The organism is Cupriavidus sp. 2KB_3 (assembly GCF_052115685.1).
Classification (GTDB): Bacteria; Pseudomonadota; Gammaproteobacteria; order Burkholderiales; family Burkholderiaceae; genus Cupriavidus; species Cupriavidus campinensis.
Genome location: NZ_JBFRHD010000011.1, coordinates 23,380 through 48,545, shown reverse-complemented (window position 1 = coordinate 48,545; position 25,166 = coordinate 23,380). Strand labels below are relative to the sequence as shown.

General features: G+C 67.4%; 21 protein-coding genes. 7 read left to right on the top strand and 14 right to left on the bottom strand.

The features are described 5' to 3' along the window. Window positions 1–7: 7 nt before the first annotated feature. The 6 genes from AB4120_RS13585 to msrA all read right to left on the bottom strand — a co-directional run bounded on the left by AB4120_RS13585 (window position 8) and on the right by msrA (window position 5,377). Window positions 8–598 carry a hypothetical protein gene (locus AB4120_RS13585; protein WP_149139249.1) on the bottom strand — a complete coding sequence of 197 codons (591 nt, stop codon included), beginning with the start codon at window positions 596–598 and terminating at the stop codon, window positions 8–10. After that, window positions 595–2,565 carry an alkyl sulfatase dimerization domain-containing protein gene (locus AB4120_RS13580; protein ID WP_149139248.1) on the bottom strand — a complete coding sequence of 657 codons (1,971 nt, stop codon included), beginning with the start codon at window positions 2,563–2,565 and terminating at the stop codon, window positions 595–597. Before AB4120_RS13580 ends, AB4120_RS13585 begins: the two co-directional genes overlap by 4 nt. Before the next feature lie 40 nt (window positions 2,566–2,605). After that, entirely contained in the window at window positions 2,606–2,950 is a 345-nt protein-coding gene (locus AB4120_RS13575; protein WP_262389804.1) for a hypothetical protein, read from the bottom strand. 21 nt (window positions 2,951–2,971) lie between these two features. Next, window positions 2,972–3,295 carry a calcium-binding protein gene (locus tag AB4120_RS13570; protein ID WP_149139247.1) on the bottom strand — a complete coding sequence of 108 codons (324 nt, stop codon included), beginning with the start codon at window positions 3,293–3,295 and terminating at the stop codon, window positions 2,972–2,974. Window positions 3,296–3,426: 131 nt separating this feature from the next. After that, window positions 3,427–4,827: an FAD-containing oxidoreductase gene (locus AB4120_RS13565; RefSeq protein ID WP_441642373.1), complete on the bottom strand. Its 1,401-nt coding sequence runs from the start codon at window positions 4,825–4,827 to the stop codon at window positions 3,427–3,429. Window positions 4,828–4,870: 43 nt separating this feature from the next. Further along, complete coding sequence (gene msrA, locus AB4120_RS13560) at window positions 4,871–5,377, bottom strand: peptide-methionine (S)-S-oxide reductase MsrA (RefSeq protein ID WP_144202292.1); 507 nt, start codon at window positions 5,375–5,377, stop codon at window positions 4,871–4,873. An 84-nt stretch (window positions 5,378–5,461) separates the two neighbouring features. On the opposite strand from msrA, the gene AB4120_RS13555 reads away from it, so the two are divergent. Then, window positions 5,462–6,118 carry a uracil-DNA glycosylase family protein gene (locus tag AB4120_RS13555; protein WP_441642372.1) on the top strand — a complete coding sequence of 219 codons (657 nt, stop codon included), beginning with the start codon at window positions 5,462–5,464 and terminating at the stop codon, window positions 6,116–6,118. 9 nt (window positions 6,119–6,127) lie between these two features. On the opposite strand, the gene AB4120_RS13550 is transcribed toward AB4120_RS13555, so the two are convergent. Next, window positions 6,128–7,138 (bottom strand): LysR substrate-binding domain-containing protein, encoded by a 1,011-nt coding sequence (locus tag AB4120_RS13550; protein WP_441642371.1) that lies wholly within the window; start codon window positions 7,136–7,138, stop codon window positions 6,128–6,130. A 250-nt stretch (window positions 7,139–7,388) separates the two neighbouring features. Between AB4120_RS13550 and AB4120_RS13545 the strand changes: the two genes are divergently transcribed. Together AB4120_RS13545 and AB4120_RS13540 are read left to right on the top strand one after the other, a co-directional pair. After that, window positions 7,389–8,420 carry a Bug family tripartite tricarboxylate transporter substrate binding protein gene (locus AB4120_RS13545; RefSeq protein ID WP_149139245.1) on the top strand — a complete coding sequence of 344 codons (1,032 nt, stop codon included), beginning with the start codon at window positions 7,389–7,391 and terminating at the stop codon, window positions 8,418–8,420. 107 nt (window positions 8,421–8,527) lie between these two features. Then, window positions 8,528–10,129: a gamma-glutamyltransferase family protein gene (locus AB4120_RS13540; RefSeq protein WP_149139244.1), complete on the top strand. Its 1,602-nt coding sequence runs from the start codon at window positions 8,528–8,530 to the stop codon at window positions 10,127–10,129. A gap of 36 nt (window positions 10,130–10,165) precedes the next feature. On the opposite strand, the gene AB4120_RS13535 is transcribed toward AB4120_RS13540, so the two are convergent. Next, window positions 10,166–13,120, bottom strand: a complete 2,955-nt coding sequence (locus AB4120_RS13535; RefSeq protein WP_441642370.1) for an autotransporter family protein — start codon at window positions 13,118–13,120, stop codon at window positions 10,166–10,168. A gap of 148 nt (window positions 13,121–13,268) precedes the next feature. Then, on the bottom strand, window positions 13,269–13,739 hold the full coding sequence (locus AB4120_RS13530) for an Lrp/AsnC family transcriptional regulator (protein WP_149139241.1): 471 nt from the start codon (window positions 13,737–13,739) through the stop codon (window positions 13,269–13,271). Window positions 13,740–13,875: 136 nt separating this feature from the next. Here AB4120_RS13530 and AB4120_RS13525 point away from each other — a divergent pair, with 136 nt between their 5' ends. Next, window positions 13,876–14,805, top strand: a complete 930-nt coding sequence (locus AB4120_RS13525; RefSeq protein ID WP_441642369.1) for a DMT family transporter — start codon at window positions 13,876–13,878, stop codon at window positions 14,803–14,805. A gap of 31 nt (window positions 14,806–14,836) precedes the next feature. Here the strand turns inward: AB4120_RS13525 and AB4120_RS13520 are convergent, their stop codons facing one another. Beyond that, window positions 14,837–15,307, bottom strand: a complete 471-nt coding sequence (locus AB4120_RS13520) for an Lrp/AsnC family transcriptional regulator (protein WP_092300665.1) — start codon at window positions 15,305–15,307, stop codon at window positions 14,837–14,839. A 160-nt stretch (window positions 15,308–15,467) separates the two neighbouring features. On the opposite strand from AB4120_RS13520, the gene AB4120_RS13515 reads away from it, so the two are divergent. Then, on the top strand, window positions 15,468–15,779 hold the full coding sequence (locus tag AB4120_RS13515) for an AsnC family transcriptional regulator (protein ID WP_149139240.1): 312 nt from the start codon (window positions 15,468–15,470) through the stop codon (window positions 15,777–15,779). Window positions 15,780–15,803: 24 nt separating this feature from the next. Here AB4120_RS13515 and AB4120_RS13510 read toward each other — a convergent pair whose 3' ends face one another. Then, window positions 15,804–16,724 (bottom strand): LysR family transcriptional regulator, encoded by a 921-nt coding sequence (locus AB4120_RS13510; RefSeq protein ID WP_441642368.1) that lies wholly within the window; start codon window positions 16,722–16,724, stop codon window positions 15,804–15,806. 128 nt (window positions 16,725–16,852) lie between these two features. On the opposite strand from AB4120_RS13510, the gene metE reads away from it, so the two are divergent. Together metE and AB4120_RS13500 are read left to right on the top strand one after the other, a co-directional pair. Continuing rightward, the gene (metE, locus tag AB4120_RS13505) at window positions 16,853–19,279 is read left to right on the top strand and encodes a 5-methyltetrahydropteroyltriglutamate--homocysteine S-methyltransferase (RefSeq protein ID WP_149139239.1); all 2,427 of its coding nucleotides are present in this window, start codon (window positions 16,853–16,855) and stop codon (window positions 19,277–19,279) included. Between the two features lie 148 nt (window positions 19,280–19,427). Next, a complete protein-coding gene (locus tag AB4120_RS13500; RefSeq protein WP_149139238.1) occupies window positions 19,428–21,527 on the top strand; it encodes a TonB-dependent receptor family protein in 2,100 nt (699 codons plus the stop codon). 37 nt (window positions 21,528–21,564) lie between these two features. Here AB4120_RS13500 and AB4120_RS13495 read toward each other — a convergent pair whose 3' ends face one another. The 3 genes from AB4120_RS13495 to dapA form a co-directional block, all read right to left on the bottom strand. Continuing rightward, a complete protein-coding gene (locus tag AB4120_RS13495) occupies window positions 21,565–22,980 on the bottom strand; it encodes a DUF1254 domain-containing protein (protein WP_149139237.1) in 1,416 nt (471 codons plus the stop codon). Window positions 22,981–23,190: 210 nt separating this feature from the next. Beyond that, the gene (locus AB4120_RS13490) at window positions 23,191–23,532 is read right to left on the bottom strand and encodes a hypothetical protein (protein WP_149139236.1); all 342 of its coding nucleotides are present in this window, start codon (window positions 23,530–23,532) and stop codon (window positions 23,191–23,193) included. Window positions 23,533–23,736: 204 nt separating this feature from the next. Further along, entirely contained in the window at window positions 23,737–24,645 is a 909-nt protein-coding gene (gene dapA, locus AB4120_RS13485) for a 4-hydroxy-tetrahydrodipicolinate synthase (RefSeq protein ID WP_149139235.1), read from the bottom strand. Window positions 24,646–25,166: the final 521 nt, after the last annotated feature.

Here is a 25,166-nt window from a genome sequence, read left to right as displayed (position 1 = left end):
GGGGCGGCTAGGGCCGGCTGCTCGCTACATGGCTCGCTAGCGACGATCCGCCCGCCATGGCAAATCGAGCCGCCAGCACCATCGCCACGCGGGTTTTGGCGGCCGGCTCGCCTACGACAACGACCCATCCGGCATCCACGGCCTGCGCCCAGCCGATGCGGCCGTCCAGCAGCGCGCGCAGGACGGGTTCCCCCGTCACCACGACCACGTCGCCAGCGACTGGGCCCCCTTCGTGATGCGCATCGCGGGCGGCGTGCCGGCTGCCCGCGACGCCATACCGCGTCCAGAGCCGCGACTCCACCTGCAGCAGCGCCACGGGCGGCAGCTTCGGCCCGGCAGATGCAAGCCGCCGTTCCAGCGCGTGTGCGGCATCGTCCGCACGCCCTCGCATCTGCTCGCCCGTATCGCCCTCCGCAGCCGGCAACCGGCCCGCGCCCACGGCATCGTGGAGCGCGAAGGCTACGCCAATGGAGGCCGGATGGGCGGCGCCGACTTCGTCTCCGAGCACGAAGTCGGAGCCACACGCCGACACCGTCGCCGGTATGGAACCCAGTCCGACCATCAACGTGGTGATCAACACTGCGGCTGTCGTCTTCATGGCGTCACGATGTTGAACCAGAACGGGAAGGTGTCGAGCAGGGCCAGGAACTCGCTCAGTGCCTCACGCCGGCCCTCCACTTTCAGATCGCCCTTGGCGATGGCGTTCTCGATGGTGGTCTCCTTGAGCTGGATCGCATCGAGTGTCGCCTTCGACAGCGTGACTTTCGCATCGGGCTGCGCCAGCGGCTTGCCATAGTTGAGCACGGCGTTCTCCACGGCCAGGCCGTACTGCTTCTTCAGGTCGGTGAAGTCGAGGTTCAGCCCGATCTTCTTGCCGGCGGCCTTCGGCCCGTTCAAGCGAACCGCCAGATAGTCGAACAGCATCTCCGGCGGCATCGCCTTGATGGTGTCCGGGCTGGCGGTGGTCGTCCCGCCAGCCTTGGGTACGCCATTGCGCAGCTCATAGGCGCCCATCAGATAGACCGAGCGCCACGGCCCGCTCTCGGCCTGGTATCCCAGCTGCTCGAGGGAATCGGCCAGCAAATCCTTGCCGGCCTTGCTGTTGGGGTTGGCAAATACCACATGCTTGAGGACCTCTGCCGTCCAGCGATAGTCGCCCTTGTTGAAATCGCCCCTGGCGCGCTTGAGCACCGCAGCTTCGCCGCCCATGTACTCCACGTACTTCTTGGCGGCCATTTCGGGCGGCAGGTTGTTGAGGTCGGACGGATTGCCGTCGTACCAACCCATGTAGCGCTGGTAGACCGCCCGGGAGTTGTGACGCAGCGTGCCGTAGTAGCCCCGGTTCGGCCAGAACTTGTCGAGTTCCGGCGGGAGCTTGATCATCTCCGAGATCTCTTCCCCGGTGTACCCGTTGTTCATCAGGTTGACCGACTGGTCATGGGTGTACTTGTACAGGTCGCGCTGCTTCTTCCAGTAGTCGATAATCTTGGCGTTGCCCCACATCGGCCAGTGGTGGGCCTGGAACTTGAAGTCGACATCCTTGCCGTAGGTGTCGATGGTCTCGTTCAGGTAGCTCGACCACTTCAGCGCATCGCGCACCTGGGCGCCACGCAGCGTCAGGATGTTGTGCATCGTATTGGTGGTGTTCTCGGCCATCCACATGCCCCGGAACTGCGGGAAGAAGGTGTTCATCTCCGCCGGCGCCTCGGTGCCCGGCGTCATCTGGAACACCATCTTCACGCCATCCACGGTCACCTCCGTGCCGGTCTTGCTGATGATGTCCGTGGGTACGATCAGCCCCGCGTCGCCCGTCGACACGGTCTGCCCCAGTCCGCCATTCACGCCGCCGCGCGCGTTGCGGGGCAGCAGCGCCCCATACATATAGATGGCGCGGCGCCCCATGGCATTGCCGGCGATGACGTTCTCGCTGACCGCATGCTCCGTGAAGCCTTCCGGCGCGAAGATCTTGACCTTCCCGGACCGGACATCGGCTTCGTTCACGACGCCGCGCACGCCGCCGTAGTGATCCACGTGCGAGTGGCTGTACACCACGGCCACCACAGGCTTCTGCCCGAGGGTTTTTGTGACGAATTCCAGCGCCGCCTTGGCCGTCTCGGCAGAGATCAGCGGGTCCAGCACGATCCATCCGGTGTCACCCTGCACGAACGTGATGTTCGAGAGATCGAAGCCGCGCACCTGGTAGATCCGGTCGGACACCTTGAACAGGCCGTTCTGCATGCCCAACTGGGCGTTGCGCCACAGGCTCGGGTTGACCGTGTCCGGCGCGGGCTTGTCGAGCCCGATGTATTGCTTGTAGGCTTCTAGGTCCCAGACAACGTCGCCCTTGGCATTGCGGATGGTCAGCGTATCGGGCTTGGCTACCAATCCGCGCTGGGCGTCCTCGAAGTCGGCCTTGTCGTTGAAAGGCAGTTCGTTCAGCACGGCCGCGTTCGCTGCCTTGGTGGCGGCCGTCGCTGGCTTGCCACCGATCGGCTGGGCCTGGGCCCACCCTGATGATGTCCAGGCCAACGTCATCGCAGTGATGAGGAGAGGGGCGAACTTCATTGCTGGTACTCCCGGTTAGGACAACTCAAGACGAACAGCGTCAACGCATCGGCCCTAGCGCTTCAGCGCGGCCTCCACGTTGTGCAGGTTCCGGGGCGGCACGCGAATCAATCCGCCGCGCGGGCTGTCGATGTCGGCGACCAGCGTCACGCGCCACACCGCGCACCATCTTCCACATCTCGTCGCCGATCTGCCCGGTGGCCCGCACGATTTGCCGCAGCGCGCCGGTGTCGCGCGTGCGGTAGTCAACGATGGGCTGTTCACGGCTATCGTCCGCCATCGGCCTGATGCGGCGCAGCACCCGGAATCCGATCCCCGCCGCCAGCGCCATGAGCACGATCATGGCGAGGAACAGGATGGCCGGATGCCTGGTGACGCAGGTCATTGGACGATGGCCGGGAAGGGATCAGTTCAGGCTGCCCGGATCCTTCGCTGCGCGCTGCTGCTTGGCTCTCGCCGCAAAGTAGGCGCCGATCTGCTTCTGCGTAATGCCGTTGGTCTTCTTGGTGTCGATCTTGTCGTAGTTCTTGTAGACCTCCGGCATGCCGGCCTCAGCCTCCTCGCGGCTCAGCTTGCCGTCCTGATTGGTATCGGCGGCCTTGAATTTCGCAGCGAAGGCGGCCTTGGCCTCCTGCGCGTTGGCCGGTTTTTGCTGCTGCGCACTGGCGGCCGTGGACGTGAAAGCGGCAATCGCCGCAAGGCACGCGGCAGCTACGAGTTTCGAGGTCATGGATGTCTCCCAGGTTGTGTTGTATTCAGCGCTCGGGGCGCAACAGCCTGTGTGACTCTATCGCAGCGATTTGCGGTCTTGTAGTTAGACTTTTTGCGGCAGATATGAAAATAGTCGGGCGTCGGCGAAGCTCAGCGCGGCTTCGACAACTCCCCGAATATCGTCGGAATCAACTCCGATACCGTGGGATGGATGGCCATGGTCTGGGTCATCTGCGTGGCGGTCATGCCGCCCGCCATCGCGGCCAGCACCATGTGCACCGCCTCGTCGCCGCCCGGGCCGAGGATGGCAGCGCCGAGGATCTTGTCGGTGTCGGCATCCACCACCACCCGCATCGAGCCCTGCGCCTCGCCCTTCTCCACGGCCCGCGCCACGCGCGTCATGGGCCGCATGCCGATGCGCACCCGGTGGCCCGCCTGCCGCGCCTGGGCTTCGGTCATGCCCACGCGGCCCAGCGGCGGGTCGGTGAACAGCGCGTAGACGGGAATCCGGTCGCCCACCGAGCGCTGGGCGCCATCGAGCAGATTGGCCGCCACCACCTCGAAATCGTTGTAGGCGGTGTGGGTAAAGGCGCCGCGCCCGTTGCAGTCGCCCAGTGCCCAGATGCCTTCCACGCTGGTGCGCAGCTGGTTGTCCACATCGATATAGCCGCGCGCATCGGTGGCCACGCCGGCCTTGTCCAGGCCCAGGTCGTCGGTGTTCGGCCGGCGGCCCACGGCCAGCAGCACGTGGGTGCCGGCGATCTGCTCCGCGCCGGCCGGGCAACCCGGGCCGTTCACGCCCACCGCCGCGCCGTCGGCATGCGGGTGCAGTTGGATGCACTCCGCGCCGCAGCGGATGCGGATGCCTTCCGCTTCCAGGATCTCCCGCACTTGCAGGGAGACCTCAGGATCTTCCCGCGCAATCAGGTGCTTGCCGCGCTCCACCACCGTGACCTGCGCGCCGAGCCGGCGGAACACCTGCGCGAACTCCAGTCCCACATAGCTGCCGCCGATGACGATCAGGTGCCCGGGCACCTCGGTCATCGCCACCATGTTCGTATTCGTCAGATAGGGGACGTCGGCGAGCCCGCCGATTTCCTTCGGTGCCAGCGCGCGGCCGCCCACATTGAGAAAAATCTTGTTCGCGCGTAGCAGGCGGTCGCCCACGCGCACGGTGCGGGGGCTCTCCAGCCGGGCGTGGCCACGGATCAGCGTGCAGCCTTGCATGCCGCCAAGCCAGCCCTCCAGCCCCGCGCGGGACTTGCCGCTGATCTCCGCCACACGGGCGCTGACCCGCGCCATGTCGATGCGGGCCGGCCCCGGCAGCATCACGCCGTAGTCCGCCGCGCGCGCCGCCAGATGGGCCGCATAGGCATTGGCGACGAGTGCCTTGGTTGGCGTGCAGCCCACGTTGACGCAGGTGCCGCCCACCTGATGGCGCTCGATGATCGCCACGGTCATGCCGGCCTGCGTCAGCCGGCCCGCCAGCGACGGGCCCGCCTGGCCGGTGCCGATGATGATGGCGTCGAAGCGTTCAGGGGAATCCGACATACAGCCTCCTCATCGGCACACCGGCCGTGTGGCAGCGGGGGGATTACACGCGCGCCGGCAGCTTCCAGTTGGGGCGCACGAAGTGGCAGGTATAGCCATTCGGAATCCGCTCCAGGTAGTCCTGGTGCTCGGGCTCCGCCTCCCAGAACGGGCCGGCCTGGACGATCTCCGTCACCGCCTTGCCCGGCCACAGCCCGGAGGCGTTCACATCCGCCACGGTGTCCTCGGCCACCTGCTTCTGCTCGTCATCCATATAGAAGATGGCGGAGCGGTAGCTGGTGCCGATATCGTTGCCTTGCCGGTTCCTGGTGGTCGGATCGTGGATCTGGAAGAAGAATTCGAGGATCTGGCGATAGCTGATCTGCTTCGGGTCGAACACGATCTCGATGGCTTCCGCATGGGTGCCATGGTTGCGATAGGTCGCGTTCGGCACATCGCCGCCGGAGTAGCCCACGCGCGTGGAGAGCACGCCCGGATAGCGGCGCAGCAGGTCCTGCATGCCCCAGAAGCAGCCGCCGGCGAGGATGGCGGTTTCGGTTTGCGTCGTCATACGTCTGATCCTTTCATTCTGGCGGCCGGCCAGAGCGCCGGCGCATGGACCAGTAATATACGCATGCCTCAGGAATTTCGCAGAATGGCCATGCCGTCCCCACCCTCGTCCGCCCCCTCTTCTCCACCCTCCTCCCCGGGTTTCGCCGCCGATGCCGTGCAGCGCCTGCGCCACGAGATCGCCGCCTGCACGCGCTGCGCGGCCGACCTCGCCGCCGGGCCGCGCCCCGTGGTGCAGTTCAGCGCCACGTCACGCATCCTGATCATCGGGCAGGCGCCGGGCTCACGCGTGCACGCCAGCGGCGTGCCATTCGACGACTCCAGCGGCGACCGCCTGCGCGCCTGGACCGGCCTTACCCCCGACGTGTTCTACGATGCCAGCCGCGTGGCCCTGATGCCGATGGGGTTCTGCTATCCGGGCAAAGGCGCGAGCGGCGACCTGCCGCCGCGCCGCGAATGCGCGCCGCTCTGGCACGAAGCCATCCTGCAGCACCTGCCGCCGGACCGCCTGACGCTGCTGGTCGGCAGCTACGCCCAGGCGCGCTATTTGCCGAAGGGTTCCGGCGGATCGATGACGGATGCCGTCCTCAACTTCCGCGCGGCCGGGCCGCATGTGTTCCCGCTGCCGCATCCGTCCTGGCGGGTGGTGGGATGGATGCGCCAGCATCCATGGTTCGAAGCGGAGCTGCTGCCGGCGCTGCAAGCCGCCGTACGGGAAAAACTCGTCGATTCGCTACGATAGCGACGATAGCTACGCGGCGGAAGCCAGCACGGCCGACACCTCTGCCCGCGACGAGACCAGCCGGGGCGTGGCCGACCCGGGTGTCTCCAGCATCCGCCAGAACTCCAGCAGCGTGGGATTGCTGCTGATGACGGGCCGATAGGCGACGATCTCGAGTTCCGCGTACCAGGAGGCATCGCCGGCATGCACCAGCGTGCCATCGGCCAGCGCCTCGGCGGCGGTGCTCAGCGGCAGCCACGCCAGCCCATGGCCCTCGGTGGCCATCTTGAGCAGCAGCATGGCCATGTCGGCCTCATAGCAGCGCACCAGCCCCCGGTGCGCGTTGTGCGTCTCCAGCACGGTGTCGAGCACGCGCCCGAGCGTGGTGTTGGGCGTGTAGGCCAGGAAGGGGATGGGTGGCGCGTCGCCCCGGGTGGCAGGGGGCACGGCGGCGGGCACGGCAGGGGGCACGGCAGGGGGCACGGCGTAGCGCGGGCGGCCATCGGGCCGGGGCGCGGAGACCGGCAGCAGCGTGTCGGCGCCCACGGTCAGGCTCAGAAAACGCTCCGCATCGAGCGATACCGGCACGCGCGGGTGGTTGTAGCCGAGCATGAGGTCGCAGTGGCCTTCGGAGAGGGCCACCACCGCATCCAGCACATTGGCCGCCACCACGCGCGCGTGGAAGTCGCCAAAGCGTTGCTGGCAGCGCTTGAGCCAGGCCGGCAGGAAGGCCAGCGAGAGCGTGTGCCCGGCCGCGATGTCGATGGCATTGCCCGGCAGCGACGCCTCGCGCCGCAAGGCGGCGCGGGCGTCCAGCAGCAGGTCCGCAGCCTGCCCGGCGGTCTCGCAGAAGGCCGCACCGGCCCGCGTCAGCGCCAGCGGGTAGGTGTTGCGGTCCACCAGTTCGGCGCCCACCCAGTCCTCCAGCGAGCGGATGCGGCGCGACAGCGCCGACTGCGTGATGTGCCGCAACTCGGCGGCACGCGAGAAACTGCGCGTGCGTTCCAGCACAAGCAGGTCTTCAATCCATTTCAACTGCATGATGCAACCCCATGACCGGGCCACGGACTCCTGCGGCGCCCGGATGCGCAAGCCCTATTCCGGTTTCGCATAGGTTCATGGCCAATTTGCATCCCACGATGCACGGACCGTGCCTAGAATCGATCCCACTCCCAACAGCAGGCCGCCCCATGGGGCCCGGCCCCTGGCATGACAGGCGCGACAGAGCCCGCGAGACAGCGGCCGGTGCGTCAGATGTTCCGCAACCCATCGCCCTCGGAGTCTCTCCATCATGTTGAAGTCGTCTCTCCTGCCCGCCCGCACCGCTCCGGCGCATGCGCGCACCATCCTGAGCCGCGCCCTGCCCGTGCTCGCCGCCGCCGCCGGCCTCTCGGGCGCCCTGGCTGCACCGGCTGCGCTGGCCGAGTATCCGGATCGTCCGATCCAGCTTGTGCTGTCGTTCCCGCCCGCCGGCGCCACCGACGTGCTGGCCCGCGCCGTGGGTACGCGGCTCTCGCAGGTGCTCAAGCAGCCGGTGGTGGTGGAAAACCGCCCGGGGGCCGGCGGCGCGCTGGGCATGGGCTACGCCGCCAAGGCCGCGCCGGACGGCTACACGCTCTACATGGCCGCCGTCAGCAACGCCGCCATCGCCGCGGTTACCTATAGCAACCAGCCGGCCAACCTCGCCAAGGATTTCGTGCCGATCGCCGGTATCGGCAATGTGCCGCACATCCTTGTGGTGCCGTCCACGCTGCCCGTGAAAACCGTGCCGGAACTGGTGAAGTACCTCAAGGCCTCGCCGGGGCAGTACAACTTTGCCTCGCAGGGGTCGGGCACGCTGTCGCACCTGGAGTCGGAGCTGTTCCGGCTGCGCACCGGGGTGGACGTGGTGCATGTGCCCTATAAGGGCAGCTCGTTCGCGCTGCCGGACCTGATGGCGGGCCGTTCCGCGATGATGTTCGACAGCATTCCGTCGGCCCTGCCGCACGTGAAGGCGGGCAAGCTGCGCCTGCTGGCGGTGGCGTCAGACCAGCGCGTGAAGTCCCTGCCCGAGGCCCAGACCATGGGCGAAGCCGGCATCCAGGACTTCCGCGCCAACAACCTGTTCGGCCTGGTGGCCCCCAAGGGCACCCCGCCGGCGGTGATCGAGAAGCTGGCCGCCGCCACCAAGGCCGTGCTGGCCCAGCCCGATCTGGTCGACACCATGGACGCGCAGGGCGTGCAGATCGTCTATTCGGCGCCGGACAAGTTCGGCCGCATGATCAACGAGGAAATGCGCGACTGGGCCAAGGTGGCGCAGGCCGCGAAGGTCAAGGTGGACTGAGCCCCGCCCGGTCTCACCGCTGTTCAGCAACCCTCCCGGGGCGGCGGCCCGATTCGTCCCCAGCCTGGCTGGCGCCGCCCATTTTTTCGAATTTGTCCGAGCCGTTCATGACCGCTTTCTGGGATTTTCCGTACACGGCGCGCCGCTTGCCGGTGCTTGCCGACAATGTGATCGCCACGTCGCAACCGTTGGCAGCAGCCGCCGGCTTGCGCATGCTCGCGCGGGGCGGCAATGCCGTGGATGCCGCGCTGGCCACCGCCATCGCGCTGACTGTGGTGGAACCATGCATGAACGGCATTGGCGGCGACGCCTTCGCGCTGATCTGGGACGGCGAGACGCTGCACGGTCTCAACGCCTCCGGCCGCGCGCCGCGCGCCTGGACGCCCGAATCGTTCGCCCGCCATAGCGCCATGCCCTTTACCGGCTGGGACAGCGTGACGGTGCCCGGCGCGGTCTCGGGCTGGCGCACCACGTGGGAACGCTTCGGCTCGCTGCCGTTCGAGGACCTGTTCGAGCCGGCCATCGAGTACGCCACCCATGGCTACGTGGTCTCGCATACGGTCCATCGCCAGTGGCAGGCCCAGGTGCCGGTGTTGCGCAACGAGCCCGGTTTTGCCGAATCCTTCGCCCCGCGTGGCCGGGCGCCGCTGCCCGGCGAGCGCTTTATCTGCCCGGGGCAGGCGGAGACGCTGACCCGCATCGCCCGCTCCGGCGGCGAGGACTTCTATCACGGCGAACTGGCACGCAAGATTGCGGACCACGCCCGCGCCACCGGGGGCCGCATCGACGAAGCCGATCTCGCCGCCCACCGCGCGGACTGGGTCGAGCCGATCCGCATGGCCTACCGCGACCTGGAACTGTATGAAATCGGCCCGAACGGCCAGGGCATTGGCGCGCTGATGGCGCTGGGCATGCTCGAACATTGGGACATTGCCGGGTCCGGCCTTGACAGCGCCCGCACCATGCACCTGCAGATCGAGGCGATGAAGCTCGCCTTCGCCGACCTGCAAGCCCATGTGGGCGATATCGACGCCATGCGCCGGCCCGACGCGGTGCCGCCCGAGGCGCTGCTCGATCCCGCCTACCTGGCTGAACGCGCGCGCGCCATTCGCCCCGACCAGGCGTCGTATCCCGGCCCGGGCAAGCCGCACACGGGCGGCACGGTCTACCTGACCGCGGCCGACCGCAACGGGATGATGGTGTCGTACATCCAGTCGAACTTCAAAGGCTTCGGCTCAGGCGTGGTGGTGCCCGGCACGGGCATCGCGCTGCACAACCGGGGCTGGGGCTTCAGCCTGGAAGCCGGCCACCCGAATCAGGTGGCGCCGGGCAAGCGCCCGTTCCACACCATCATTCCGGGCTTCCTGATGCGCGACGGTGCGCCGCTGGCGTCGTTCGGCGTGATGGGCGGGTCGATGCAGGCGCAGGGCCACGTGCAGATGACCAGCCGGCTGGCGGATTTCGGCCAGAACCCGCAGGCGGCCAGTGACGCGCCGCGCTGGCGCGTGATGGACGATAACGTGGGGGTGGCCGTGGAAGCCCATTGCCCGCCCGCCACCGTAGAGGGGCTGCGCGCCATGGGACACAAGGTGGAACAGGCGCCCGCCGACAGTCTCGACTTCGGCGGAGCCCAGATGGCGATGAAGATGCCGCACGGCTATGCGGCGGCATCGGACTCCCGCAAGGATGGCTATCCGGTGGGATTCTGACCCCGCCGGACAGCCATCGCCATCAGCGGGGCCTTCTTACCAGCGGTAGCGCATGCCCAGTTGCGCCTTGCCGACCGTGTAGTCCTGGGCGCCTGCCTCGAACCCGACGCTGCCCCACACGGTCAGGCGCCGCGTGATATCGCCCTGCATGCCGACCCGCGCTTCGAGACGGTTGGCGGGGAGTTCCTCGCGGACGACGAGGCTGTCGAACTGCGCGGTCTGGGTCGCCGGGCCATGCCACCAGTTGATTTCGGCAAACGGCAGCAGCCGCATCACGCCGATGGGGCTGCCGGCGGTCTCGGGATGGCTGACATCGCCATGCAGGCGCAGGCCCAGGCGGGTGGTCACGCTGCTCTCGGATAGCTGGCTGACCACGGTGCCGCCCTGCTCGACATGGCGGTCCGCCCAGTAGTTTGCGTAGAGGATCTGGAGCTGCGGCTCCAGATAGGTACGCACGTCCGCCGAACGGTGGAGCGGGAAGGCATGGCCGGTTTCGATCGAGGTCACGAGGTTCGACGAGCGATAGCGCTCCGAGGGCAGGCCCGCGCCGTTCACTTCATTGTCATAGGCGCCATACATGACCCACGTGTCCACGTAAGGGCCGGTTTCGGTGTGGCGGTTGCCGTACCAGGTGCCGTAGATCCCCCCACTGACGCCATCGACCTTGCCGTGCGCGGCCAGCGGGCCGTTGCGGGAGGCGTTGCGGCTGCCGCCGTATGCGCCCATCGCCCCCACATGGATGCTGCCCTTGCCCACCGGCCAGCTGAACACATCGCTGCCGGCATGCACGAGGTAGCGGTTGTCGCTGCCGGTCAGGCCCAGCGCGCCGTTGCGGCTGGCCGTGGTGCCGACCGTGCGCAGCCAGGCGTGGCGGCCTGCGCGGTTGGCGTCGCCGGTGCTGGCGGCGGCGGTGCGCTCGCCCTGCCGGTCGCGCAGGGTGTGGAACAGCAGGGTGCTGGCGGCGAGCTTGTTACTGAGATAGGCGCCCACTTCGGGGCGCAGCGGTGGCAGCGGCGTGACATCGTCAGGCCGGCCGTCGGATCGCACATTAGCCACCAGATACCAGTCTTCGGCCTGACCACCCTCGCCGCCCCGCACCAGTTGGTAGTCATAGGCGCCGGCGGCAATCGATCCCACGCCCTGCCGGTAGCCGTCCGAGCCCGGGTTCAGGCGGAATGCCGTGGCGTCCGTGGCGCCGCCGTTGCGCGTCTGCACAAGGCGAATGCCCTGCACGGTCTGCGCGCCTTCGCCGCCGGCATGCTGGATCAGCAGGCTGGTATCGCCCGAGGCGCGTGCGCCGTCGAGCACGATCTTGTCGGTGGCCGATGCATCGCCGCCCATCTGCGTGGCGAGCCTTACCGTGCCGCCCGTGCCGGTGAAGTCGCGCGTCACGGTCAGCGTGTGGCCGGGGGTCGTGCCGGTGACGAGGTTGACCGTACCGCCGTTGGCGAGGCTGGACACCACGGCATCGCCCCGGGTGTTCCAGGTCGACTGGGCGTCCACCGAGAGGTTGAAGGTACTGCCGGTTTCGAGGTGCGACGCGCCGTCCAGCGTCGACGATTCGAGCGCCAGGTTCAGCGTTGCCGGCGCGCCAGCGGTGCCGTTCATCAGGTCGATGGCACGCGTGCCGCCGGATACCGACGCGCGCCGCAGCGTGGCGTCCAGCGTGGTGCCTTCCACGAGGATGCCGGCGCCCTGGTGCGCCACCAGCTGCGCGTCGGACACGAGTGCGGTGCCGGTACCCTGCCCGTATGGCGTGGCGACCAGGGCCGCCGCGCCTGCACCATGTGTCGTGACCGGACCGTGAAGCAGATGGAGATCGGCGGCGCCGGCCAGGACCACGCCATGGGCGCCCGCGCCGTGCGTGGTGATGTCGACACCGTGCGTCGCCAGCGTGGTGTGCCGCGCCTTGACGGGATGCTGGCCCATCGCCACCAGCCCGTAGGCTTCCGCGCCCTCGGTGGTCACGGCACCGCCGGCCAGCGCGACGTGCGCCCCGTGCATGGCGAAGGTGCCTGCGGCGCGCATCCCCCTGGTCGTCACATCTACGTCGCTAACCAGCAGTTGGCCGCCCGACAGCGCGCCCAGGCCGTGGGCGTGCGCGCCCTGCGTCTGCACGCTGCCGCCCAGGACATCGACCCTGCTGATGTAGCCGTGCTGGTCGTTGAAACCCTCCACCCAGATGCCGGCAGCGCCTTGGCCGGTCGTCACGATATCGGCCTGCTCCGCCCGGATGGCGCCGGACATGGCATGGGCGCCGTGCGCCCCCCTGCCGGTGGTGCGGATGCGCGTGCCGGTGGCCTCAACAAGGGTGCCGTTGCTCAGGCCAATCGCCTCCAGCCCGTAGCCACGCTGGCCGCTGGTGTTGATCACGCCGCCCGTGATGGTGACGGTGGCCTCGCTGTTGGCTTCCACCGCGCTCACATTGTCGCCGCTGGTGTTGATGGTAGTGCCGCGCACGTCGATCCGGGCGCCGCCGGCGAAGGCCATCACGCCATGGCCGGCTTCAGCGGTCACCGTGCCGCCCGTGACGCCGATGCGCGCGCCGTCGTCGGCCCGGACGCCTTCGTGGGTCTGGCCCGCGAAAACCTGCACGTTGTCGAGGTCGATGCGGCTGCCCGCGTCATTGGCAAACAGGCCCATGCCTTGCTCGGCGTTGATGCCGCCGCCACGCATGGTGATGATGCCGCCGCGCTCGGCCACCAGCCCATGGCCGTTGCCGCCATGCGTGGCGATGGCGACCGCGCCGCCGGTGTCGAGGATGTTGACGGAGCCCCCGTCCTGGGCCAGGACCGCGACGCCTGCCCGCCCGACCGTGCTGCCGGTGTCGATGGAGCGGCCATCATCGATCTGAACATGAACGCCGTTGGCAATGACCTGCTGGGCGAACGAGGAATGGGAAAAAACGAGACAAGCCGTGGCAATCACGGACAAGGGCGTGCTGACTGCCCTGCACTGTCGGCGGGCCTGCACTGGAGGTAGCACCTGCATGGATGGACTCGAAGAGTAAGAAGGAAGGGCCGGTCCGCCCCGCCTTGTGAGCGAGGCTTTCCGGGGGCCCGCGCATTCTCACGAGTCAAATTTCCTGTTTCTATGGGCATTTCCTTAAATTGCAGCAGGGGCCCAGCCGCATCAATGTCTACCCCAGCGGCAGCGCCGTGCTGTACAACACCTGCTTCAGCGCGAAGCTGGAGCGGATGCTGGCCACGCCCGGAATGCGCGTGATCTGATCGATGATCAGACGCTCCAGCGAATCCACATCGGGCACTACCACCCGCAGCAGGTAGTCGGCATCGCCCGACATCAGGTAGCACTCCATCACCTGCGGCAGCGCGGCGATGCGGCGCTCGAACTCGTCCAATGTCTCGCGGCGCTGTTTGTCGAGCGAGATCGAGATAAAGACCACCACCTTGAGGCCGAGCCGGCGCGCGTCCAGCAGCGTGACCTTGCGCGCGATCACGCCCGATTTCTCCAGCTGCTTTACCCGCGCCAGGCAGGGCGACGGCGACAGGTTCACGCGGCTGGCCAGCTCCACATTGGTGAGACTGCCGTCGCGCTGCAATTCGCTCAGGATCCGGATATCTGTGGCGTCAAGATCGATGTCCAGCATGTTGCGCTTCCCGTTCGTGAAAAAACGGCATTCTATGCTGGAATCGGCGGTCGGCGCAGTCGAATCCGGTAATTGCTGCGGCGCAACCAGACGTAGACTTTTCAGCACCCGCACCCGCCCCGGAAACCCGTTCCCGATGTCTGCCCAAGCTCCCGCCGGCGCCGCTCCGGCCGCCGGACTCAAGAAATTCCTGCCCCTGATCGGGGCCGTCGCCATCTGGGGCGGCAACTGGCCCGTGATGAAGCTCGGCCTGACCCACGTCAGCCCGCTGTGGTTCGCGGCGCTGCGCTTCGGCTCGGCAGCGCTGATCAGCGTGGTGGTGCTCGGCGCGCTGCGCCGGCTGCGCCTGCCAACGCGGCAGGAATGGCCGCTGGTGGTCAGCGTGGGGCTGTTGCAGATGGGCGCCTTCACGGCGCTGGCGCTGTGGGCCTTGCAATACGTGGCGCCGGGGCGGGCCTCGGTGGTGGCCTACGCCACGGCGATCTGGGTGATTCCGCTGTCCGCGCTGGTGCTGGGCGAGCGGCCCTCGCGGCTGCAATGGCTGGCCACGGCGTTCAGCTACGCCGGCATCGCCGTGATCGTGGCGCCCGCGCTGGGCGGCTGGGAACTGCATACCGTGATGGGGCTGACCATGCTGTTGGGCGCGTCGCTGGCGTGGTCGGTCAGCATCATCCATCTGCGCGCGCACCGCGCGGTACGGCTCGGCGCGGACATGATTCCGTGGGAATGCGCGGTGGCCACGGTGCCGCTGCTGTTGCTAGCCCTGTTCCGCGATGGCACGCCGGACCTCGGCGCCATGGCGGACATCTGGCCGGTCATCCTCTACACCGGCCCGCTCGCCACGGCGCTGACCTTTATCGTCGTGCTCAATGTCACGCAGTCGCTGCCGCCGGCCGCCACGTCCATCGCCATGCTCGGCGTGCCGCTGCTCGGCCTGCTGCTCTCGGCAGTGGCCTGGCACGAGCGCATTTCCGCGGATCTTTCGATTGGCCTCGCGCTGATCGGGCTCGGCGTCATTACCACGGCGCTGGCGCCCCGCCTGGGCAAACTGGCCACGCCGCGCTGATTTTTCGGAAATCGACCAGGCGACCAGGTAACTACGGCTGGACTGAGGGTTCGCGCTTCAGCGTGCGCAGCACGAAGGTCGAATGGCTGTGCCGCAGGCCGGGCAGCTTGTAGAGCTTGTGGCGCAGGAATTCCTCGTAGCCCTCGGTGCCGGCCACGGCCACCTTGATCAGGTAGTCGTACTCGCCCGTCAGCAGATGGGCCTCGAGCACTTCGGGCAGTTCAGCCAGCGCCTCGCCAAAGCGGCGGAACATGTCGTCGTCGTGGCGGTCCAGCGTGACTTCGATCAGCACGGTGTCCGGCAGGCCCAGCGCCTTCTGATTCAGCAGCGCCGCGTAACTCTCGATCACGCCCGCCTCCTCCAGCGCCCGCACGCGGTTCCAGCAGGGCGTGGCGGACAGGCCGACCAGCTCGGCCAGCTTCGCATTGGAGATGCGCCCGTCGCGGCGCAGTTCGCGCAGGATGCGGCGGTCGATGTCATCGAGCTTGGGGAGGTTCGACATGGCAGATTCGCTTCCGTAAGAAGAATTTTCCTCAGATTATATGCGAAACCGCGATTTCTTCTCCATTTCCACAAACATTGGAGAAAAATCAGAAGCTCATTTTCCGCCCGCGCTGGTAAATTTACCGGACATCTTCTGCATCACATCCGGACCGCCTGCCATGTCGCTGCCCACTCTCGACCTCGCCCTTGAACTCGATCCCGCCGATGTCTTCGGCAGCCTGGAATGGGTGCTCGCCAATGCCCGCCGCACGGGCCTGACGCTGCAGGCGCTGCGCTTCGACGCCGACGCCGCGCAGGGCGTGCGGTTCTCCGCCAGCGCGCCGGTGCCGGAACTGCTGCACGTGTTCGTGCGCCGCATCGGCCATGGCGTGGAGGTGCGGATCGTGGATGCAGAGTTCGGCGATGACGTCGATGGGCTCGACGGCCTGATGTCCGTCACGCTGCCCGAGGCGGTAGCGCTGCCCGCTTAGGATGGCGAAGGCGGATCAGGCCCGTCAGGCCGGCGCCAGCAGTTCGATGCCGTCGAGTTCCGCCGCGCAGGTGTCGCGCACGATGGTGACGAAGTCCGCCACATAGGGCCGGTCGGCCATCGCCGCGGGTACGGTCGCGTACAGCTCGCTCCACAGGCCCTTGGCGCCGATGCGCTTGGCCAGCACGTAGTCGTGATCGACGTAGTTCTTCACGCCCCAGTTCGGCAGTGCAGCCACCCCGCGCCGGCTGGCCACGAGCTGTAGCACGGCCACGGTCAGTTCGGCCGTGCGGCGTTGCAGATGGATGCCGGCAGGCTCCAGCACCTCGCGGATCAGGTCGATGCGCTGCTCCGGCACCGGATAGGTAATCAGCGTTTCGCCGGCCAGGTCCGCCGCATCCAGGCGCCGCTTGTTGCGCAGCCGGTGTTCGTTGGCGATGACGGCCAGGATCTCGAAGCGGAACAGCGGCGCTACCTCCAACCCGCGCTTGGCTGGCGGCTTGGAGCCGATCACCATGTCCGCCTTACCGTTCGCCAGCAGTGCGAGCGGATCGGCGTGGAAGCCCGCCACGAGGTCGATCTCCACCTCGGGCCAGCGGCGGCGGAACTCGTCCATCACCGGCATCAGCCAGTCGAAACACGTGTGGCACTCCAGCACCACGCGCAACTCCCCCCGGGTATCGCCCTTGAGCCGCAGCAGGTCGCGTTCGGCCGCGCTGATGGCGGCCAGCGCCTCGCGCGCCAGTGCCAGCAGCCGTTCGCCGGCCGGCGTGAAGCGCAGACCCTGGCGCGTGCGGTCGAACAGCGGCATGCCGTAATGGGCTTCGATGGCTTTTATCTGGTGCGAGAGCGCCGACTGGCTCACATGAACGCGCTCGGCCGCCGTAGCCAGCTTGCCGGACTCGGCAATCGCCACGAGAGAGCGGAAATGGCGGACTTCGATCATTGGCGTTGACTACACCCTGTAACTTGAATGAAATTCATACATTGTTTAAAACATGTCGCTTGATTCATTCTACTCGCCATCAGAGACTGTGCGCCAGATCGAACATTTCCCATCTCTGGAGCCCACACATGGCACGCACCCACATCCTCGGCTTTCCGCGCATCGGCGCGCGCCGTGAACTGAAATTCTCGCAGGAGGCGTTCTGGCGCGGCGAGACGCCCGAAGCCGCGCTGCGCGAGACCGGCGCCGCGCTGCGCCGCCGCCACTGGCAGTTGCAGGCCAATGCGGGCCTGGCCACCGTGGCCGCCGGCGACTTCGCCTGGTATGACCAGATGCTCGGCACCACCGCACTGCTGGGCGCCCTGCCCCGGCGGTTCGGCTTCGACCCGGCCGCGCTGACGCTCTCGCAATACTACGAACTGGCGCGCGGCAACGCGGGCCAGCCGGCCATGGAAATGACCAAGTGGTTCGATACGAACTACCACTACCTGGTGCCGGAACTCGATGCCGAATCCGCCTTCGACGGCGGTCCGTCCTGGTATCTCGACGAAATCGACGAGGCGCTGGCGCTGGGCCTGCCCACGCGTCCGGTGTTGATCGGGCCGGTGACCTACCTGTGGCTGTCTAAATCCCACGTGGCAGGGTTCGACCGCCTGAGCCTGCTGCCGAAGGTGGTAGCGGCCTACGCCCGCATCCTCGCCCAGCTCAAGGCGCGCGGCATCGAATGGGTGCAGATCGACGAGCCGGCCCTGTGCCTGGACCTCGACGCGCCCTGGCTCGACGCCTTCGACGCCGCCTACCCCACGCTGGCCGCTGCCGGGGTCAAGCTGCTGCTGGCCACCTACTTCGACACCGCCGCGCCCCACGCCGCCCGTGCCGCCGCGCTGCCGGTGCACGGTTTTCATATCGATCTGGTGCGCGCGCCGCAGCAACTGGCCGCGTGGCAAGCCGTGCTGCCGGCTGACGCCGTGCTGTCCGTCGGCGTGATCGATGGCCGCAATATCTGGCGGGCCGACCTGCGCGCCGTGCTGGACACCCTGAAGCCGCTGCACGCGCAACTGGGGAATCGGCTGTGGATCGCCCCGTCCTGCTCGCTGCTGCACGTGCCGGTTTCGCTCGATGCCGAACAGCGGCTCGACCCGGAACTCAGGAATTGGCTAGCCTTCGCCACCGAGAAGCTCGATGAACTGCATACGCTGGCCACGGCGCTGAACCAGGGCGAGCCAGCCGTCGCCGAAGCCCTCGCGGCCAGCGATGCAGCCCAGGCCGCGCGCCGCACCTCGCGCCGCGTGGTGAACCAGCAGGTGCAGAAGCGGCTGGCCGACGTGACCGCCGGCATGGCCGACCGCGCCAGTGCCTTCGACCTCCGCATCGAGCGCCAGCGCGCCGCGCTGGCCCTGCCGGCGCTGCCGACCACCACCATCGGCTCGTTCCCGCAGACGCCGGCCATCCGCCAGACCCGCGCGGCCTACAAGCGCGGCGACATCGGCGCGCTGGAATATCTCGAACGGATTCGCGGCGAGATCGAACTGGCGGTGCGCAAGCAGGAAGCGCTGGGGCTGGACGTACTGGTCCACGGCGAGGCCGAGCGCAACGACATGGTCGAATATTTCGGCGAACAGCTATGCGGCTACGCCTTTACCGAGAACGGCTGGGTGCAGAGCTACGGCTCGCGCTGCGTGAAGCCGCCGGTGATCTATGGCGATGTGTACCGCCCCGAACCGATGACGGTGGAGACCGCCCGCTACGCGCAGTCGCTGACCGACAAGCCGATGAAGGGCATGCTCACCGGCCCGGTGACGATGCTGCAATGGTCCTTCGTGCGGGACGACCAGCCGCGCGCCACCACGGCGCGGCAACTGGCGCTGGCCATCCGCGACGAGGTGCGTGATCTGGAGGCGGCCGGCATCCGCGTGATCCAGATCGACGAACCGGCATTGCGCGAGGGCCTGCCGCTGCGCCGCGCGGACTGGGCGGCCTACCTGGACTGGGCTGTCAACGCCTTCCGGCTGTCGGCCGCCGGCGTGGCCGACGCCACGCAGATCCACACCCATATGTGCTATGCGGAGTTCAATGACATCCTGCCGGCCATCGCCGCCATGGACGCGGACGTGATCACCATCGAGACCTCGCGCTCCGCCATGGAACTGCTGGAGGGCTTCGGCGAATTCGACTATCCGAACGAGATTGGCCCGGGCGTCTACGACATCCACTCCCCGCGCGTGCCGACCGTGGAAGCCGTGACGCGGCTGCTCGAGCGCGCCTGCGAGGTCATTCCGCCGCAACGGCTGTGGGTCAACCCGGACTGCGGACTGAAGACGCGCGGCTGGCCGGAGACCGAGGCGGCGCTGGCCAATATGGTGACGGCGGCGCGGCAGTTGCGCGGCAAGCTGGCCGGGCAGACGCCGGTGTCGTGGAAGCGGGTGGATCGCCCGGCCAGCGCGCCGACCGGCGGGGTTGTCGGCGCGGCTGTCGGCGGGGTTGTCGGCGCGGCTGTCGGCCATACGCACACGGCGGCATGCGGCCCGGCGTGCGCGGGGCAAGCGGCGGTTTAGGCCGGAGTTAGGGCCAGAGCGAGGTCAGAGCTAGGTCAGGAAATCGGCTGGAAAAACGGCGCCCTGCGCGCGCAGCTGTGTCCTTGTGTCACATGGTGCGCGCGCTGGCCAGCCCGTATCCTCTCGGGAAAAATTCCAAGAGGAAGTCATGAAACGAGCCAATCCTTGGCGCCGCGTGGCAGTCCTGCCCGCGGCCGCCTTGTCCACGGCTGCGCTGGGCCAGGCTGCCAGCGCGCCCCAACCCGCACCCGAAACCGTGCTGCCAACCGTCACCGCGACGGCGCCGGCAGCGGGATCGCTGACCGCGCCGAACATCGGCCAGCAGCGTCGGTCGCTGTTCGAATCCGCTGGCTCGGTGGGGTTCGTCGACGCGGCGTCATATAGCAACACCTACGCCAGCGATCTGCGAGATGTGCTAAAAGATGCACCCGGCATCTACGTCCAGGAACGCTACGGCCAGGAACTGCGGCTATCGGTGCGCGGCTCGGGCGTGGCGCGCGGCTTCCACACGCGCGGCATCGACATCCTCCAGGACGGCGTACCGACCAACTTCGCCGATGGCAGCGGCGACTTCTATCAGATCGATCCGATTGGCCTGTCGGCGGCGGAGATCTACAAGGGCGGCAACGGCCTCGCCTATGGCAGCACCACGCTGGGCGGCGCGATCAACTTCACCACCCCGACCGCCCTGAACGCCGAGGCGCCGAACATGGCGCGCGTGGACGGCGGCAGCTTCGGCACGATCCGCGCGAGCGGGCAGGTGTCGCGCCAGATCGGCGCGTGGGACTTCCTGGCCAACCTGACCGTGAACCATTCGGAGGGCTACCGGAACCACGAACGCGGCCAGTACGAGCAGCTCAACGCGAACCTCGGCTACCGCTTCAGCCCGTCCGTGGAAACGCGCTTCTACTTCGGCGCGTACATCGTCGACCAGCTGCTGCCCGGCACCCTGAGCCTGAACGACGCGCTGAACAACCCGCGCATGGCCTCCGCCAGCGCGCTGGCGGGCGATCAGGCCCGCAACACGCGCACCGAGCGGCTGGCCAACGTGACGACCGTGAAGCTCGACAACGGCCAGCTCGACTTCAGCACCTGGGTCATCCACAAGAGCCTGTACCACCCGATCTTCCAGGTCATCGACCAGGATTACTGGACCTACGGCTTCGCGCCGCGCTACACGGGCAATTTCACGCTGGGCGGCATGCGCAACCAGCTGATCGCGGGTGCGCGCTTCTTCGGCGGCAATAACGACGCGCGCCAGTACGTGAACGTGAACGGCAGCCGGGGCGCGCAAACGCTGAACGCGGCGCAGGATGCGTATAACTACGAGGCGTACCTGGAAGACCGGCTCTACGTGGTGCCCACCGTGGCGCTGATGGCCGGCGCCAAGGCGTACCGCAACCGGCGCGAATACCAGGACTACGGCGGCCTGCCCGCCAGCCCCACGCCCAAGTCGGACGGCGCCACCTATAGCGGCGTGAATCCGAAGTTCGGCGTGCTCTGGGAACCGCGCAAGGACGTGCAGGCCTTCCTCGACATCACGCGCAGCGCCGATGTCCCGGATTTTTCCGATCTGAACCAGACCATCGGGGCGACCAACCAGTTCGTGCCGCTGGCCGCGCAGCGCGGCTGGACGCTGGAGGCCGGCACGCGCGGCCAGGTGGACCGCTTCGGCTGGGATCTGACGGTGTACCGCTCCCTCGTGCGCGACCAGCTGCTGCAATACACGGTCAGCCCGGATGTGCCGGCTTCCACCTTCAACGCCAATCGCACCATCCTGCAGGGCGTGGAGCTGGGCGCCAGCGCCGACGTGCTGCGCAACGTGGCCGGCCCCGGCGACAAGATCACCGTGTCGCAACTGTGGAATTTCAGCGATTTCCGCTTCGACAACGACCCGGTGTACGGCAACAACCGCATCGCCGGCATCCCGAAACACGTGCTCCGCACGACGCTCGCGTATAGCCAGGCTGCGGGGTTGCGGGTGGCGGGAACGATCGACTGGGTGCCGACCGGCGCCTACGTGGACTACGCCAACACGATGAAGGTGCCGGCCTACGTGCTGTTCGGGATCCAGGCCAGCTACGAATTCCAGCGCGGCGTCACGCTGTTCCTCGACGCCCGCAACCTGGCCGACAAGCGCTACATCAGTGACTTCGGCACCGTGGCCGATGCGCGCACCGCCAACACCTCGGTGTTCTACCCCGGCGTGGGGCGCGCGTTCTACGCTGGCGTGAAGTTCAAGTTCTGACGGCGGGGCGCCGTCAGGTTGCTCGGCAGGTCACGCGTCAGTTCACGCGCTGCACCGCCGGCGGCGCCCATTTGCCGTCCAGCATGGCCTGGTCCGGCCAGTAGGCGCGCAGCACGAGGTTGAAGCCATCGGGCGGCGCCGGCAGCCAGTTGGCCGCGCGCGCGCCGTCCGGGCGCTCGTATTGGATATAGATGTCGAGCGAGCCGTCGCGGTTGTAGCGCAGGCGGTCTCGGCTGCCGAGCGCGTAGCGCTGGATCGGGTTGCTGACAAACGCCTGCTTGTTGTTGTAGAGCGTGAGCGACCAGAACGCCTTGACCGGTGGCAACTGCCCTTTCTCGAAATGCAGCACGTAGCGGCTGCCGCCATCGAACGGCCGGCCCGTGGCATCGGCGCGCGTGGCGGGGTAGACCGCGTCCTCGGCCAGGTTCGCGCCCAGGCCCACCATGGCGACGGCGGCGCGCCTGGTGTAGTCGGTGCCGTAGCTGCCGAGGTCGCGCGAGACGCGCCAGCCGGTGCTGCCGGCTGCGCCCTTGCGCGCTTCGGCGGCAATCCCGGCCAGCGCAGCGGTGGCGCCTTCCTGCACGGCGCGCGCCGTGGACGGCTCCAGCACCGTGGTCTTGAACGGCTCGCCGGCCTCGATCCCCATGCGGCGCATCTTCCCGACCATCGCCGCATCCTCGGGCGCCGGCGGGTTGGCCTCCAGCAAATCAGCCATGCGCGTGAAGAACGCCTGCGCGTCCATGGCGGCCACCTGCTCGACGGGCGGCGTCTGGGTGTCGATCAGCGTGGCGCGCGGCGGCGCGGCCGGCGGCGCCACGCGGGCGCCCTTCTGCCAGGCGGAAAGCGGAATCAGGCGGTACTGGTCCTGGAGGCGGTGCACGGTCGGGAAGTCCTGCTTCCCGTTGGTCTGCGTGCGGCCAATCAGCCAGACCATGGCGGTCGGCGAGCGGATTTCCTTCACGCCCTTGGGCAGCGTGCCCTGCCAGTCCGGTCCGACGATGGCGAACGCGCCGCGCTTGGTGCCGGTGGTGCGCTTGCCCGGCGACGCGAACACATTGGTCCACGCATCCATCAGCGGCATCAGGTAGTAGCGGCCGGCGGTATCGGGCACGGACAGGACCACGGGTTCCTTCGTCAGGTCCAGCCAGGCCGTCGAATACAGCGTATCGGCGTTGGGGCTGACCACGTCGGTGAACATGGCATCCGGGAAACTGCGCTTGTGAACGAAGGTGTTGGCCGGCGTGCGGGCCGTCATCACCTCGCGCGTCACGTCCATCAGCACGAGCGGATAGCCGTAGGTGAACACCTCCGCGGACAGGGCCTTCATGGCCTGGTCGGAGGGCGGCTGCTCCACGGCCGTGGCGGTGGTCGCACGCTCGTTGGTGGACGAGCATGCGGAGAGCAGGACGGCCAGCGCGACCACGCTGGCCAGATTGCGTATCGAAGGATTCATGACCCCGTTTCCCTTTGGACTGGCGGCCTTCCGGATAGACGGGCAAACGGACGGGTAAACGTCGCTTGTCGCCCCGGAGGCGCATCTCTTCCGGACGAATGATGTGCCCGCCGATCCGCCCGTGTCAATGTCCCGGCGGCCCGATTAAGGGTGGAACCGAACACGCTGCGGGCGAACAGCGGCAAGGGCTGCCGGGTCCGGGGCCCGGCGCTAGAGGTAGGTGGCGATCACGACATAGCCCGCGGGGGTGCCGACAGGGGCGACGGGGCCATCGGCCGGCCGGACATCGAGGTGATAACGGCCCACGGACGCGCCCTCCCCAGCCGCCGGCAATGCCAGGGTCCGCACGACGGCACCGCCCGGCACGGGACAGCGCGACTGGAGCGTCGGCCGCGCCCCGGCCTGCGGCACCATGTCACAGGTCGATGCGACGATGGCACCCTCAAACCGGATCGTCCCGCCCTCGGCACCCGCTACCCCCACCTGCCCCATCAAGAGCCCCGCCGCCGTCGCCATCGCCGCCATCGGGAACGCCCACTTCCGTGCCTCCATGCCTATCTCCTTGGTGTCTGGGACTGCCTGAGAAATTTCCTACGCGGCCAGTGTAGCGACGCGACGGATCGGCAGGAAGTGAAGGATTTCGGGATTGTGTGAACGAAAAAAGGGGGTTGGCCTGCCCCCCTTTTCTCGACTTTCAAAACGACTCGTAAGCTATTAATTTCAATACATATTATTTGTGGACTATGGCATTGACCGTTATTGGCGCTGTGACAAGGAATCCGGTCGCACCGTCTCTAGGGCTTCGCAGACCGCTGCCAATTGCCCAGCGAGCGCGGCTGAAGCCGGGGTCATCGGCAACCGTAGTTCGTCAGAGAGCCAGCCCTGTCTGGCCAGCAATGCCTTGACCGGGCCAGGGTTGGGCTGTGCGAACATCAGCCGGATCAGCGGCGTCAAGGTATGAAAGAGGTGCTGGGCGTCACTCAGGCGTTGGTCGGCCACTGCCTGCCACAGCGCCGAAAAGAGATCAGGCCGAATGTGCGCGGACGCGATAATCGCCCCCTGACCGCCCATGCACAGGGTGGCAAGCAGTTGATGATCCTCGCCTGCCAGCATGGCCAGGCGGCCATCTGCAATGAGTGCCTGAGTCGTTTCGGCGTTACCGCCGCAGTCCTTGATACCCCGGATATTGCCGTGGCCCGCGAGCATGAGCAGCGTTTCGAGACTGAGCGTCACGCCGGTCCGGTAGGGAATGTCATATATCAGTAGCGGTGCCCGAGATCTGTCAGCAAGTTCTCGAAAATATCCCTGCAAACCTTCCTGCGATGGTCGGATGTAATACGGTGCCGGCGTCAGGACGCCCGCCAGCGGACGTTCACGAAGCCTGTCCAGGCGAGCTAGCACATTCCGCAAATGATTACCCGCCAGACCCATCACGACCGGCAAGTCCCCGGCCTCGGCCAGCACGGTATCCAGGACGGCCAGTTGCTCCGCCTCGTCCAGCGCGGCCGCTTCGCCGGTGCTGCCGCACACCACCAGCCCCGCCAGACCACTATTCCGGTAATGACCCACCAGCCGCCGCAGCGCGACGTAATCCACCTCATGGGCGCGAAACGGCGTGACCAGCGGTAGCCAGATTCCACGGAAGAGAAATTCCATTTCTTGCATTGCATACTCCGGATCGACCGATTCGGAAACCGCGCAGGCAAGCGACAGAGTGGGACGCGCTCGAGACAGTCAGGAAGGATTTGGCAGACCGTCTTCGGCACAGATGCTGTTCCGTCGCTCAACTGACGGAACAGCGCGCTCCGGTCAGGTGAGCGACTGTTTTTTGGATTTGGCGCGCGAGCCCGGCTGCGACGCGTTCGCATCGAGGTCAGGACGGGGGGAAACGAGGCACCGGCGCATAGTTTGGCGAATTTATCTGCTTGCCGGCGCCCTCGTCAAGCCGGGATTAGAGGGCCCTCCCTTTGAGTACCGGATGCAAAATATCTCCTACGTCATGGCACTCATGGGAAGGGACTGGTTATCCGGTCTTAAGCCAGCCAAGAACGTGGGAGCAAACGTCGCGGCCCAGATCGAGAAGTTGGTCGCCGAGGTGGAAGGCAAGCCGGTGGGACTTAACGGACCGCCCAAATTTTTCGGAGAGCGCCTCGTAGTACTTCTTCCTGGCGAAGTGGGCTCCGTCC